The organism is Streptomyces sp. NPDC090741, assembly GCF_044769045.1.
Classification (GTDB): domain Bacteria; phylum Actinomycetota; class Actinomycetes; order Streptomycetales; family Streptomycetaceae; genus Streptomyces.
This window is the reverse complement of record NZ_JBIVXF010000003.1, coordinates 485,913-499,156: the sequence shown is the minus strand read 5'-3', so window position 1 is coordinate 499,156 and position 13,244 is coordinate 485,913. Positions and strand designations below refer to the sequence as shown.

The window sequence follows — 13,244 nt, the reverse complement described above, 5'->3', positions numbered from 1 at the left end:
CCCGTTCGCCCTTCACCGATCGCCGTCTTGCGCACGCAGCCTTAGCGTGCGTGAGGAAGGGCGTACAGGGGTGGGACAAGAACGCGGGTCGGGACCCCCGCGTCGGGAAGGGAGAGCCATGACCGAGGACGAGAGCGAGCAGCCACCGAGAAGACGATCCCCCTGGGGCGTGCTCGCACTGGTCATGCTCAGCGGCCTCGCCATGATGCGCAACGGAGCGGACATCGGCGACGGGCCGCCGCAGCCGACCGCCGCGGCGGCGGTCGGGGTGCCGGCCGAGCAGTTGCCGGCGGCTCCGCCGATGCAGGGTGAGCAGCCGATGCAGCAGCAGGCCGAGCCGCGCCCGGAGGTGCAGCCGCTGGAGCACTCGTCGGTCCAGCGCATCCGCATCCCCAACATCAAGGTGGACGCGCCGGTGATGACGGTCGGGCTGGACGCGCAGGGCTGGATCGAGGCCCCGCCGCCGCAGGACCCGAATCTGGCCGGCTGGTACCTCAACGGGATCTCGCCGGGCCAGCGCGGCTCGGCGGTGGTCGTGGGCCATGTCGACAACGCGAACGGCCCGGCGGTCTTCTACGGCCTGGGTTCGCTGCGCAAGGGCAACCACATCGAGGTGGAGCGGTACGACGGACGCACGGCGGTGTTCGAGGTGTACGGGGTGGAGGTCTTCTCGAAGGAGACGTTCCCCGGAGCCCGGGTGTACGGGGACAACGGGCACGCGGAGCTCCGGGTGATCACCTGCGGCGGCGGCTACTCCAAGGCCCGGGGCTACGACGGCAACGTCGTCGTCTTCGCCCGGCTGGTGGAAACCCGCTGAGCGGCGGCGGACCGCCGCCGCACCGCGCGAGGACACCCCGTACCCGCCCCGCCGAGGAGTACGGTCCTCAGCGGGGCGGCAGCGTGGGCAGCGTCATCCGGTAGCCCCGGGCCAGGAGTTGGGGCAGGTACGTGCTCACCGCCGTGACGCTCTGCGAGCGGTCGCCGCCCGCGTCGTGGTTGAGCACGATCACGCCGGGCGCCGCGCCCTTGAGGACGTTCGAGACGATCGTGGTGGTGCCCGGCTCCTTCCAGTCCAGCGTGTCCACCGTCCAGGCGAGCGGCTCCATGCCCAGCTCGGCCCCGATCTCGAACGCCGCCCGGTTCCACGCCCCGTACGGTGCCCGGAACCACTGCGGCGCCTCCCCCACGGCCTGCTGTACGACCTCGCTCGTCCGGGCGATCTCAGAGGCGAGGGCGGGCCGGCTCAGCGTGGGGATGAGCGGGTGGGTCCAGGTGTGGTTGCCGATGACGTGGCCCTCGGCGGCCATCCGGCGCAGCAGGTCCCGGTTGTCGGTGGCCATCTCCCCGCACACGAAGAACATGGCGCGGACGCCGTACCGGGCGAGGGTGTCGAGGATGGCGGGCGTGTAGCGCGGGTCGGGCCCGTCGTCGAAGGTGAGCACCATGGCGCTCGCCGTGCTCGCGTCGGGCGGCAGTTCCAGGATGGGCCGGGTCCGGACGGCGGGCCGCGCGGCGGGCGGGCGCAGTGGGGTCTCGGCGGTCATGGGGCTCAGCCGGTACGCGCCCTGGCCGGGCGCCTGCGGCCGCAGGGCGCGGACTCCGCCCGGTCCGGCGGCTCCGCCGGGTCCGGGCTGTCCGGCCGCCGGGCCGCGGCCGGGGGCGGCGCCGAGGCCGGCGCCGGGTGCGGCGCCCGCCGTGTTCTGGCCGGGCGCGCCGGTCTCGCCGCCGGTGAGCAGTCCGGAGGCCGCGGCGACTCCGAGGAAGACGGCGGTACGCAGGAGCACGCGTCGCCCTACTGTCGGCTCGTCATTTTTCATTATTACTACGTATCAACGACATCCCCGCAGATGTCGAGAGGCACGAACGCGCGGCCTCCCCCTCACCCGATCAGCCGCGCCGCACCAGCGGGAACGGCAGCGTCTCGCGGATCGTGAGGCCTGTGAGGAACATGACGAGCCGGTCGACGCCGATGCCCAGGCCGCCCGTAGGCGGCATCGCGTACTCCAGCGCGTCCAGGAAGTCGTTGTCGAGCTCCATCGCCTCCGGGTCTCCGCCCGCCGCGAGCAGCGACTGGGCGGTGAGCCTGCGCCGCTGCTCCACCGGGTCCGTCAGCTCCGAGTAGGCGGTGCCCAGTTCGGTCCCGAAGGCGACGAGGTCCCAGCGTTCGGCGAGCCGCGGGTCCCCCCGGTGCTGCCGGGTCAGCGGGGAGACGTCGGTGGGGAAGTCCTTGTAGAAGGTGGGCAGCTTGGTCTTCTCCTCCACCAGCCGCTCGTACATCTCCAGCACCACGTCGCCGCGGGTGTTCTCGGGCGTGTGCGGGACGGCCGCCCGGTCGCAGAGCCGCCGCAGCACGTGCTCCTCGGTGTCGGCGTCGACCTCCTCCCCGAGCGCCTCGCTGATCGCCCCGTACATCGTCTTGACCGGCCAGGGCCCGGAGATGTCGTGGACGACGAGCTTGCCGTCCGGGCCCGCCTTGTGGGCGACCGGCGAGCCGAAGGCGGCGGTCGCGGCGCCCTGGATCAGCTCGCGCGTGAGGTCGAGCATGACGTCGTAGTCGGCGAAGGCCTGGTAGGCCTCCAGCATCGTGAACTCGGGATTGTGCTTGTAGGAGACGCCCTCGTTGCGGAACGTGCGGCCCATCTCGAAGACCTTCTCCAGGCCGCCCACGCACAGCCGCTTCAGGTACAGCTCGGGCGCGATGCGCAGGTACAGGTCGAGGTCGTAGGCGTTGATGTGGGTCCGGAAGGGCCGGGCGTTGGCCCCGCCGTGGATCTGCTGGAGCATCGGGGTCTCGACCTCCAGGTAGCCGCGGTCCAGCAGCCCCTGGCGCAGTGCCTGGACGGCCGCGGACCGGGCCCGTAGGACGTCCCGCGCCTCGGGGCTCGCGACCAGGTCGAGGTAGCGGCGCCGCACGCGCGCCTCGGGGTCGGCGAGTCCCTTGCGCTTGTCCGGCAGCGGGCGCAGGCATTTGCCGGTGAGCTGCCAGGAGGAGACCACGAGGGAGGGCTCGCCGCTGCGGCTGGCGCCGATCTCGCCGCTCGCGACCACGTGGTCGCCGAAGTCGACCTGGGAGGTGAAGGAGTCGAGTACGCCGGCTCCGCTCTCGTCGCGGGTGAACATCAGCTGCATGTCCCCGGACCAGTCGCGCAGGACGGCGAAGACCACGCCGCCGAGGTCGCGTACGAGCATCACCCGGCCGGCGAGCGTGGCCTGTTCTCCGGAGCGGGCGCCGGGCGCGTGCTCAAGGAGGGTGCCCGGCGCGTGCCCGGGGAGGGCCGCCCTCAGCTCGGCCACCGTGTGGGTGCGCTGCCGGATGCCCACGGGGTACGGGTCGGTACCGGCCGCCCGGATCCGCTCCATCTTGTCGTGGCGGACGCGGACCTGTTCGGGCAGCCGCTCGGCCCGCGCCGCCGTTTCGGCCTCCAGGTCCACGAGGTCGAGGGCGAGGGAGTCGATGGGCGGCAGCCCCTCGGTGCTGGCCGGCGCGGTGAGCCCCTTGGCGTGCCCCTTGCCCCACAGTTTGCGCAGGCTCGGTACGGAGACGAAGCCCTCGGCGATGCCGGAGGCGAGGCTGACCCGGGCGAGCGAGCCGGCGTCCTGGTAGCAGAGGAACCGCGGGTACCACTCGGGCCCGTACTTGACGTTCGAGCGGTACAGGGCCTCCAGCTGCCACCAGCGGGAGAAGAACAGCAGCAGCTTGCGCCACAGCTTGAGCACCGGCCCGGCGCCGATCCGGCCGCCCTCCTCGAAGGCGGAGCGGAAGACGGCGAAGTTCAGGGAGATCCGGCGCACGCCCAGGCCCGGCGCGGCGGCGCACAGCTCGGCGACCATGAACTCCATGACCCCGTTGGGGGCGGTGCGGTCGCGTCGCATCAGGTCCAGGGAGATGCCGTCCTTGCCCCACGGGACGAAGGACAGCAGGGCGATCAGCTCGCCCTGCGCGTCGAAGGCCTCGACGAGCAGGCAGTCCCCGTCGGCGGGGTCGCCGAGCCGGTCCAGGGCCATGGAGAACCCGCGCTCGGTCTCGGTGTCGCGCCAGGTGTCGGCGCGCTCGATGATCCGCTGCATCTCCTCGTCGCTGAGGGCGGAGTGGCGGCGGATGAGGCTGGTGGCCCCGGTGCGTTTGACGCGGTTGACGGCCTGGCGGGTGACGCGCATGTCGCGGCCGTCGAGGTCGAAGTGGGCGATGTGCAGGATCGCCTCGTCGCCGAGCTGGAGGGCGCTGAGCCCGGAGCGGGCGTACGCGGTCGCCCCCTCCTCGGAGGCGCCCATGACGGCGGGCTGCCAGCCGTGGCGGCGGGCGACGGTGAGCCAGGCGTCGACGGCGGCGGTCCAGGCGGCGGGGTCGCCGACCGGGTCGCCGCTGGCGAGGCAGACGCCGGCCTCGACGCGGTAGGTGACGCCGGCCCTGCCGTTGGGGGCGAACACGACGGCCTTGTCTCGGCGGGTGGCGAAGTAGCCGAGGGAGTCGCTCCGGCCGTAGGCGCCGAGCAGGGCCCGGATCCGGGGCTCCTCGTCCCCGTGCAGGGCGGCGGTCAGCCGCTGGGAGCGGAACAGGGTCGAGGCGGCGTTCAGCAGGGCGAGGGCGCCGAAGAGGCCGAGGAAGAAGTACAGCGGGCGGGGCGGGTGGCCGTCGAACTGGCGGGGCGAGACGAGACCGCCGAAGACCTGCCGGGCGGCCCAGTCCAGCCACTGCCCCTTGGGCAGGGTGCCGGGGAACAGGGCGACCAGCCCCCAGCCGGCGAGCACGGCGACGAGCAGGCCGAGGCCCAGGACGAGCATCGCGCGCCAGAAGGCGCCGGGCCGGGAGGCGGCGTAGAACTCCGTGCGGGCGGCGATCAGGACCACGAGGGCGGCGACGGCGATGCCCATCGAGGGGCCGCCGATCCAGTAGTACTCGTCGGCGATGATCAGGATGTCGACCAGGAGGAGCAGGGCCAGATAGGTGACGACGATCCACCAGGCGACCTTCTTGCGGGTGCCGAGGGCGGCGGCGAGCAGGAAGAGGAAGACGGCGTAGGCCAGGTTGGCGCTGACCGGCACCACGATCTCGTCGAGGAAGCGCACGATGTGCCGCAGCAGGTGCCGCAGCGTCGGGGAGAGTGCCAGTACGGCGCACAGGAGTCCGAGCGTTCCGAAGAACGCGGCGAACGCGTCGGGCACCCGGTTGAGGAAGCGGTTCCGGGTGCCCCGGGTCTCCTCCACGGTGGCACTCATGATTGGCACTTTAGGGAGGCCCGCGCCGCCGCGCGCGGCGAAGCGCATAACCTCGGGAGGGTGACTGAGCACGTGAATACGGGATTCGAACGCGGTACGGACGGTCCGAAGGTGATCCTCGCCGGGGTGGACGGGTCGGAGTCCTCCCTGCGGGCGGCGGCGTATGCGGCGGGGCTGGCCCGGCGGCAGCACGCGCTGCTGGCGCTGGTGTACGTCCAGCCGGTGATGCCGGCCGGGGCCTCGCTGGGCGCGCCGGTGGCCGACACCACCGGGGAGATCGCGGAGGGGCTGGTGGCCGAGATCCGGGACGCGGCGGAGCGGCTCAAGGGCATCTACGAGGTGCGCTGGCAGTTCCACACCTTCCGCGGCGACCCGTACGCGGGCCTGGTGAGCGCGGCCGACGAGCTCAAGGCGGACGCGGTGGTGGTCGGTGCCTCGGAGCAGGCCGGGCACCGGATCATCGGATCGGTGGCGGTCCGCCTGGTCAAGGCGGGCCGATGGCCGGTCACCGTGGTTCCGTGACCGGCGCTCCCCGGCAAAGGGCACAGGCTACTTCGCCATCGTCAGGCCGTCCTTGGCCGCGCCGCGGCTGAGGACGGCCTCGCTGACGGCGTCCTGTGCGCGCTCGTACTCGTCGTCGCCGGGGTCCTGTGCGAGGGCGGCGGGCAGGTTGACGACCTTCCCTGCGGACAGGTCCATCATCTGCGGGATGAACTCGGCCTTGGTGACCTGCCAGCGCAGGCCCGCGGCGGCCGGCGGGGCGAAGGTGAAGCGGCCGATGGAGCCGTAGTTGCCGCGCATGTCCCGCGCGCCGGAGTAGTTGAACATTTCACCGGCGACCTGGTCGCCCATGCCGTAGATGATCCACGTCCCGTTGACCTTCTCGTAGGCCTGCGGGATGTGCGCGTGCGTGCCCAGGATCATGTCGATGTCGGGGCGCCCGCCGCTCTGCGAGGCCGTCAGCTCCTTGCCGAGCGACAGCTGCTTCTCATCCGGCTCGGTCTGCCATTCGGTGCCCCAGTGCACGCTGACCAGGACCACGTCCGCGCCCGCCTTCCGGGCGGCCCGCGCATCCGCGATGATCTTGTCCTTCTCCATCAGGTTGACGGCCCACGGCTGGCCGTCGGGCAGCGGGTAGCCGTTCGTGTCGTACGTGTACGCGAGGTGCGCGACCTTCGCGGAGCCCGCCGTGTACATGGTGGGCGTGGCCGCCTCGGCGGCCGTCCGGGCCGAACCGGCGTGCTTCAGCCCGGCCTTGTCGAACTTGTCGAGGGTGCGCTTCAACCCCTCGGACCCGGCGTCCAGGGTGTGGTTCGAGGCCGTGGAACAGCCGTCGTACCCGGCGTCCTTCAGTCCGTCGGCCACTTCCGGCGGGGACTGGAAGGCCGGATAGCCGGTGAACGGCCCGCCGTCCTCCCCGTACACGGTCTCCATGTGGCAGAGAGCCAGATCGGCCGCCGAGACCACCGGCTTGACCAGGGAGAACATCGGCCTGAAGTCGTGGCCGTCGCCGTCCGCGTCCGCCGCCGCCCGCTTGATGACCGAATCGTGCGGCAGTACGTCGCCGGTCGCGACCAGGGTGAAGCCCTTCGCGGCGCCTTCGGCCGGGGCCGAGTTCGCCCCGGAGCCGGTGGACGGCTCCGGGGCGCGGGAGTTGCCGAGGCGGGCCGGCGCGGGGTCCTTGGCGGAGGAGCAGCCGGCGGCGGCCGCGGCCAGCAAGGCAGCCGACAGGAGCGCGAGGGCCTGCCGGGTGTGCTTGGTCATCTGAGCCAGCTCTCATTAGTAGGACTATCTGACCATCTGTAATCCATGGAGGTGGGTGTCACCAGTCGGGCGGCGGATCCAAGGGGTCCGCGCGGCACCCGCCCTCACCCGGGTGGCCGTTCGCCGCGCCGTTCGACCGTTCACCGCCGGTCTCGGCCGCCCACCGGATGACCTGGGCGCTTGGGCGCAACGGCGGGGCCGGACGGTTCCCGGGGCGCTCCGTGCAGGTGAGGGTGGGTGCGTCGGAGCCGAACGGACCCAGGAAGGAGGCCCTCGTGCCCCTCTCCCCCACCCTCCTGCGCACGGACCCCGAGGCGCTGGCCGAGCTCCAGCGCGACCACGGGCGGGCCCTGTTCGGCTTCCTGCTCGGGCTCACGGCCGGGGACTCCCAGCGCGCCGAGGACCTCGTACAGGAGACGCTGGTCCGTGCCTGGCAGCACCCCGAAGTACTTGAGAGCGCTCACGACTCCATGCGGCCCTGGCTGTTCACGGTGGCGCGGCGGCTCGCGATCGACGCCCGGCGGGCGCGGCTGTCCCGCCCGCAGGAGGTGGACCCGGAGGGGCTGGAGCAGGCGCCCGCGCCCGTGGACGCGGTGGCCGGCTCGGTCACTGCGATCGACGTCCGGCGGGCCGTGGGCTCGCTCGGGCCGGAGCACCGCGACGTGCTGATGCAGGTCTACTTCCAGGACCGCTCGGTGGCCGAGGCGGCGGCGGAGCTCGGGATTCCGACCGGAACGGTCAAGTCCCGTACGTACTACGCCCTGCGCGCACTGAAGAAGGACCTCCAGGGGTACGGGTACGGCCTCGGGGCCTGAACGAACCGAATGCATGCGCATCGGACACAAAACGCATCGAAATCGGCCTCAGAGCGTTCAAGTTGGGTAAACATGCCCCGTTCCGCGAGTCGCTCGGTGAAGGCTCATGGCTGACGACGGGAAGCTCGACGCGCGGGAGAAGGTGGAACGGTGCAGCCCGAGGGTACGAACGGCACCAGTGACGGCGGGCTCGCGGTGCCCATGGCATGGCTCTACGCGGAGTACATCGCCGACGAACTGCTGCGCACGGGCCGGCTGATCCCGGTCAGTACCCTGGAGTTCCGCGCCGGGCGGGACACGCTCGCGCTGACGATCTACCTCTCCGACGCGGCCGGCGAGCTCTCCGGGATCCGGGTGGTCTCGCAGCTCGACGAGTGGATGTCGCTGACGGCGTACGGGCACCCCTGGCGCGACTGGGTGGACACCCGGTTCCTCGCGCTGGGCGAGGAGGCCAGGGAGCGCGGCAGCGGCGAGGACCCGGACCTGGAACTGGCCCGGGCGGCCTGGTGCTGGCTGGACCGCACCGAGCTGTTCGCCACCAACCTCGACCCGGGACGGCACGGCCACGCCGACACCCCGCCCGGGCTGGACGAGAACGCGCGGGTGTGGACCCCGGCGTGGCAGCTCGGCCTGCCGCTGGGCCACTTGGCGATGCACCTGTTCTGAGGGAGCCCGTCGTTTCGCGGGCTCCGAAGACCGAGGACGGGGTCAGCCGGGCCGTTGGTACGGGCCCGGCGCCTCGGCCGGGTCCATCACCAGGCCGGTGAAATCGGCCTCGTTGCGCTCGGCCCGGGTGACGTACCACCGGGCGATCAGCCACATCACCGGGTACGCCACCAGGCCGAGCGCCACCCAGACCAGCGGACCCGACGCCGAGCGCGACAGCGCGAACAGCACCGGCAGCGTCCCGACGAGCAGCGCGAGGACGCCCAGCGCGCCGAGCCCGGCCCGGAGCTGGCTGCGCATCAGGGCCCGGACGTACGTGGCGCCCAGGGTGGTCTGCTCGGAGATCTCCGAACGGGCGGGGGTGTGCGCGGGCGGGCGGCGGCGGCTGGCGCGGGGCACACCCGTGACGATCTCGCGCCGGGGCGGCGGCTGCTGCTGCGGGCGCGCATGCGGCTGCTGCTGGTCGGCCATGGGGCCGGAGTCTACGCAGGCGGACGTCATTTGAGGAGACGGGAGAGCCTGCGGTCGGCGAGCGGCTTGCCACCGGTCTGGCAGGTCGGGCAGTACTGGAGCGAGGAGTCGGCGAACGACACCGAGCGCACGGTGTCCCCGCACACCGGGCAGGGCTCCCCGTCCCGGCCGTGCACCCGCAGCCCGCTCTTCTTCTCGGCCTTGAGGCTCCCGGCGGCCACGCCGCGCGCGCGTTCGACGGCCTCGCGCAGGGTCCGGCGGACGGCCCCGTACAGGTGGGTGACCTGCTCGTCGTCGAAGGAGGCCGCCAGTTTGAAGGGCGAGACCTTCGCGGCGTGCAGGATCTCGTCGCTGTACGCGTTCCCGATCCCGGCGATGACGCTCTGGTCGCGCAGCACGCCCTTGATCTGCCGCCGCTCCCCCGCCAGGAGCGCGGCGAACGCGTCCCGGTCGAACCCGTCGGCGAGCGGGTCGGGGCCGAGGCGCGCGATGCCGGGCACCTCCTCGGGGTCGCGGACGACGTACACCGCGAGTCGCTTCTGCGTCCCGGCCTCGGTGAGGTCGAAGCCGCCGCCGCCCTCCAGGGCGACGCGGAGGGCGAGCGGCCCCTTGCCGGGGCGCGGCGGCCGGTCGGGCAGGGTGTCCTGCCAGCGGAGCCAGCCGGCCCGGGCCAGGTGGGTGACGAGATGGAGCTCGCCGATCCGGATCGCCAGGAACTTCCCGTGGCGGGCGGTGGCCCCGGCCGGCTGCCCTTCGAGGGCGCTGAGCGGCGGTTCGTACGTCTTGAGCACGCTGACGGCGAGCGGGAGGACACGCTCCACCACCCGCCCGGCGAGGTGCTCGTCGAGGAACTCCCGCAGGGCCTCGACCTCGGGCAGCTCGGGCATACCCCCACCCTCCCCCGCAACCCCCGCCCCGGCTACCCGAACCGGGAGCTGCGCACCGGACCGGGCGAGCGGACGCGGTCGCGCGGACCTCGGAGCCATCCGGCGGCCACGGCCGCGGTGAAGGTCCGCAGCGCCTCGTCCGGGTCGGCGGGGGTCTGCCCGTCGCCCTCGTCCGGGGCCGGGTCGGCGGTGACGATGTCGCGGGCGAGCTCCTCGGCGGGCCGGGTGTCGGCGGGCTGCTGGCCCTGCTCCGCCCACGGTGCGACGGTGTGCTGGGCCAGCAGGCCGCTGACGTCGGCGGTCACGGGCGGCGGGTCGGTCCAGCAGGTGGTGTGCTCGTACAGGACCTGGCCGTCGGTGCGCCCGTGCAGGCCGGACAGGATCTCGGTGTCGTGGGCGTTCAGGTCGTACGCCACCACGACGGTGTCCGTGCGTGCCGGGTCGTACGGTACGGCGGGCAGCCCGAACAGCTCGGCGGCCGCCAGCCCGATGGCCTGGCAGGACCGGCCGGGCAGCAGGGACACGGTGCCCGGGCGGCGGCCGGCGGCGGCCAGGACCAGGCCGAGCCGGTCCAGGCCGCGGCGGCACAGCTCGGGCTGGTCGCCGAGGTAGGCGTAGCGGCCGGTCATGCCCGCGTCGAAGCCGTACGGGGAGAGGGTGGCCAACAGGCCGCCGGTGAGGGCGAAGTGCCAGCCGCGCAGGTCCTGGCCGCCGAGTGCGCCCGCGGCCTCGGCGAGCGCGGCCCGGGACAGGATCCCCTGCTGCCGGTCCCGGGCGCCGAGCCAGCGGGTGTCCTCGGGGTCCGGAAGGGCGGCGGCCGTCCGGCGGGCGGTGTCGAGGTCGCCCGCGAAGAGGGCGTTGTGGACGAGCAGGTACCGCTCGGGCCAGGGCGCCAGAGCGGCTCCCCGCCCCGAGAGCAGTGCGGCGGCCTCGCCGTGCCGGTGCTCGTCCTCCAGGGCGGAGACCAGTTCCTGCACCAGCCGCCGCGAGTCGGGCAGCAGCGCGAGCGCCTGGCGCAGCGGCGCCACGGCGAGGAAGGCGATCCCGTGCTCGACGCAGCCGTAGCCGAGGTCGTAGAGCGCCTGGGGGTCGCGGGGCCCCCGGGCGGCGGCCTTCGCGGCCCGGGCGAGGTCGTCGAAGCCGGCCGCTTCGGCCAGGTGCCTCGTCGCCTTCGCGAGGTCGGCCAGGGGGGCGGTCTCGGCGTGCGGCCGCAGGCTGCGTACGGCCCCGGGAAGATCTCCGGCCTTGATCAGCCGGCGGACGTCGTCTGTCATCTGGGTCATCGCGTTGATCGTCCGGCACGGCTGCGAGCGGCCGCAACGGAATTTGTGGCCGGCCGGGACCTGACGGTGCGGGTCAGGGCATCACGAACTCGCACCAGACGCATTTGCCGCTGCCCCGGGGCTCCACTCCCCAGACGTCCGCCAGGCGGTCCACCAGCATCAGGCCGCGGCCCGAGACGCCGGAGTCGCCCGCTTCGCGGCGGCGCGGGAGGGCGCTGGAGCGGTCCTCGACCTCGACGCGGAGGCGGCGTTCGTGGCCCCTCAGGACCCGGAGGGTCACGATGGCCGGGCCGTCCGTGTGCATCAGGGCGTTCACGATGAGCTCGTCCGCGACGAGCTCGATCTCGTCGGCCCGTTCCCGCGCGCCCCACGCCCGCACCGCCGCGCCGATCATGTGCCGGGCCGCGACCAGGGCTTCCGGGTCTCCCGGGGCCACGTGCTGCTGGAGGCGGCCGCCGCCCTGCGGGGTGTCCTCCACCTGGCGGCGCAGCAGGAGCAGCGCCATGTCGTCGTCGCCGCCGCGCTCGTCGATCACCCCGCACAGCCGGTCCGCCAGCCGCGCGAGGTCCGCCGGCCCGCTCCGGATCAGCGCGGTGAGCAGCTGGATCCCGTCGTCGAGGTCCGCGCCGGGGTGTTCCACGAGGCCGTCCGTGCACAGGAGGAGCGTTTCCCCCGGGTCCAGTTCCACGGTGGTCACCGGGTACTCCAGGCGGCCGAACTCCGCCGACAGGCCCAGCGGCATCCCGCCCTCCACCGACAGCCGCAGGCAGTCCCCGTCCCGGGTGCGCAGCAGCGGGTCGATGTGCCCGGCGCGGACCACTTGCAGGACGCCCGTCGAGAGGTCGGCCTCGACGTACGTGCAGGTCGCGAACCGGTCGGTGTCCAGCTCGTGCAGGAAGACGGAGGCCCGGGCCATGACCGTGCCCGGCGCGTGCCCTTCGGCGGCGTACGCGCGCAGCACGATCCGCAGCTGGCCCATGACCGCCGCCGCGTGCGTGTCGTGGCCCTGGACGTCGCCGATGACGGCCCCGACCCGGCCGCCGGGCAGCGGGATGACGTCGTACCAGTCGCCGCCGATGTCCTGGCCCATCCGGGCGGATCGGTACCGTACGGCGATCTCCGCGCCCGGCACCGACGGGATCCGGCGCGGGAGCATCGCCTGCTGGAGGCCTTCCGCCAGATCGTGCTCCTGCTCCAGCAGCATCGCCCGCTGGAGGCTCTGCGCGATGCTGCTGCCCAGTGCGATCAGCAGGTTCCGCTCGTCCTGGGTGAAGCCGTCCTTGTCCTGGTAGAGCAGTCCGATCGCGCCGATCGGGCGGGCCTGGGCGATCAGCGGCAGGTAGGCGGCCGCCGAGATGTCCATGTACGAGATCTTCGCCCAGAGCTCGGGGTAGCCCTCGGCGAACTCCTCGGCGGTGTCGAGGAACCGCGGCTGCAGCGAGCGGACGACCTCGCTCATCGGGTACTGCTCGTCGATCCGCGTGTAGCGGGTGCCGGGAACGAAACTGTCCTCCGGCCCCTCGGCCACGAGGTGGATCCGCCCCGCCTCGACCAGGCCCATCACCATGCCCATCGAGCCGAGCCGCTCCAGGCCGTGCGCGTCGCCGATGACGTCGATGACGTCCCGTACGGTCCGGGCGTGCGCGAGCGCGGCGGTGGTGCTCTCGACCACCGAGGTCTGGCGGCGCCGCTCCTCGTCGAGGCCGAGGCGCTCCGCCGAGTGGCTGAGCTCCTCGGTGGCGTCGCGGACGATGCCGATGATCCGGAACGGGCGGCCGTCGTGGCCGCGCATGACGCGGCCCTGGGTGTGGGTCCAGCGCAGCCGCCCGTCCTGGCAGCGGATCCGGAAGTAGGCGCCGTAGCTGTCGTCGCCGCTCTTGAGGACGGTGGAGACCAGGGCGTCCAGCCGGGTCGCCTCGGTGGGCGGGACGCGCGCGGCGAGGGAATCGGGCCGGCCGTCGTATTCCCCGGGCGTCATGTCGTACACCTCGAGGGCCGCTGCGTCCATGTGCAGGAGACCGGTCTCCAGGTCCCAGTCGAAACTGCCCATGCGGTTCAGCGAGAGCGACCGGTCCGGGTGTGCGGGCCAGTCGTCCGGCAGCGATACGGTGGTCGGCACCGATCCACCATGACACACGGGC

At 73.1% G+C, this 13,244-nt stretch carries 11 protein-coding genes; 4 read left to right on the top strand and 7 right to left on the bottom strand.

The genetic code is table 11. The features are described from left to right. The first annotated feature begins 118 nt into the window (after positions 1–118). Positions 119–817: a class F sortase gene (locus ACIQU4_RS11770; RefSeq protein ID WP_403728393.1), complete on the top strand. Its 699-nt coding sequence runs from the start codon at positions 119–121 to the stop codon at positions 815–817. Positions 818–884: 67 nt separating this feature from the next. Here ACIQU4_RS11770 and ACIQU4_RS11765 read toward each other — a convergent pair whose 3' ends face one another. Next, a complete protein-coding gene (locus ACIQU4_RS11765; RefSeq protein ID WP_403728391.1) occupies positions 885–1,817 on the bottom strand; it encodes a polysaccharide deacetylase family protein in 933 nt (310 codons plus the stop codon). 70 nt (positions 1,818–1,887) lie between these two features. Continuing rightward, positions 1,888–5,217, bottom strand: a complete 3,330-nt coding sequence (gene lysX, locus ACIQU4_RS11760; RefSeq protein WP_403728389.1) for a bifunctional lysylphosphatidylglycerol synthetase/lysine--tRNA ligase LysX — start codon at positions 5,215–5,217, stop codon at positions 1,888–1,890. Positions 5,218–5,277: 60 nt separating this feature from the next. Between lysX and ACIQU4_RS11755 the strand changes: the two genes are divergently transcribed. Continuing rightward, positions 5,278–5,739: a universal stress protein gene (locus ACIQU4_RS11755; protein ID WP_399251409.1), complete on the top strand. Its 462-nt coding sequence runs from the start codon at positions 5,278–5,280 to the stop codon at positions 5,737–5,739. Between the two features lie 27 nt (positions 5,740–5,766). Here ACIQU4_RS11755 and ACIQU4_RS11750 read toward each other — a convergent pair whose 3' ends face one another. After that, a complete protein-coding gene (locus tag ACIQU4_RS11750; protein WP_403728387.1) occupies positions 5,767–6,981 on the bottom strand; it encodes a CapA family protein in 1,215 nt (404 codons plus the stop codon). Positions 6,982–7,256: 275 nt separating this feature from the next. Between ACIQU4_RS11750 and ACIQU4_RS11745 the strand changes: the two genes are divergently transcribed. Next, a complete protein-coding gene (locus ACIQU4_RS11745) occupies positions 7,257–7,796 on the top strand; it encodes a sigma-70 family RNA polymerase sigma factor (protein WP_403728385.1) in 540 nt (179 codons plus the stop codon). 201 nt (positions 7,797–7,997) lie between these two features. After that, a complete protein-coding gene (locus ACIQU4_RS11740) occupies positions 7,998–8,462 on the top strand; it encodes a hypothetical protein (RefSeq protein WP_403728549.1) in 465 nt (154 codons plus the stop codon). Positions 8,463–8,504: 42 nt separating this feature from the next. Here ACIQU4_RS11740 and ACIQU4_RS11735 read toward each other — a convergent pair whose 3' ends face one another. The 4 genes from ACIQU4_RS11735 to ACIQU4_RS11720 form a co-directional block, all read right to left on the bottom strand. After that, positions 8,505–8,933 carry a hypothetical protein gene (locus ACIQU4_RS11735; protein ID WP_403728384.1) on the bottom strand — a complete coding sequence of 143 codons (429 nt, stop codon included), beginning with the start codon at positions 8,931–8,933 and terminating at the stop codon, positions 8,505–8,507. 26 nt (positions 8,934–8,959) lie between these two features. After that, positions 8,960–9,820, bottom strand: a complete 861-nt coding sequence (locus ACIQU4_RS11730; RefSeq protein WP_403728382.1) for an Fpg/Nei family DNA glycosylase — start codon at positions 9,818–9,820, stop codon at positions 8,960–8,962. Positions 9,821–9,852: 32 nt separating this feature from the next. Beyond that, positions 9,853–11,103, bottom strand: coding sequence for a hypothetical protein (locus tag ACIQU4_RS11725; RefSeq protein ID WP_403728381.1), 1,251 nt, complete (start codon positions 11,101–11,103; stop codon positions 9,853–9,855). Between the two features lie 73 nt (positions 11,104–11,176). After that, on the bottom strand, positions 11,177–13,240 hold the full coding sequence (locus ACIQU4_RS11720) for a SpoIIE family protein phosphatase (RefSeq protein WP_403728379.1): 2,064 nt from the start codon (positions 13,238–13,240) through the stop codon (positions 11,177–11,179). Positions 13,241–13,244: the final 4 nt, after the last annotated feature.

Bases quoted from the DNA above. Each gene is read 5' to 3' on its own strand.
- lysX (WP_403728389.1), bottom strand. From the start codon at position 5,217: ATGAGTGCCACCGTGGAGGAGACCCGGGGCACCCGGAACCGCTTCCTC.
- ACIQU4_RS11735 (WP_403728384.1), bottom strand. From the start codon at position 8,933: ATGGCCGACCAGCAGCAGCCGCATGCGCGCCCGCAGCAGCAGCCGCCG.
- ACIQU4_RS11770 (WP_403728393.1), top strand. From the start codon at position 119: ATGACCGAGGACGAGAGCGAGCAGCCACCGAGAAGACGATCCCCCTGG.
- ACIQU4_RS11730 (WP_403728382.1), bottom strand. From the start codon at position 9,820: ATGCCCGAGCTGCCCGAGGTCGAGGCCCTGCGGGAGTTCCTCGACGAG.
- ACIQU4_RS11725 (WP_403728381.1), bottom strand. From the start codon at position 11,103: ATGACCCAGATGACAGACGACGTCCGCCGGCTGATCAAGGCCGGAGAT.
- ACIQU4_RS11750 (WP_403728387.1), bottom strand. From the start codon at position 6,981: ATGACCAAGCACACCCGGCAGGCCCTCGCGCTCCTGTCGGCTGCCTTG.
- ACIQU4_RS11765 (WP_403728391.1), bottom strand. From the start codon at position 1,817: ATGAAAAATGACGAGCCGACAGTAGGGCGACGCGTGCTCCTGCGTACC.
- ACIQU4_RS11740 (WP_403728549.1), top strand. From the start codon at position 7,998: ATGGCATGGCTCTACGCGGAGTACATCGCCGACGAACTGCTGCGCACG.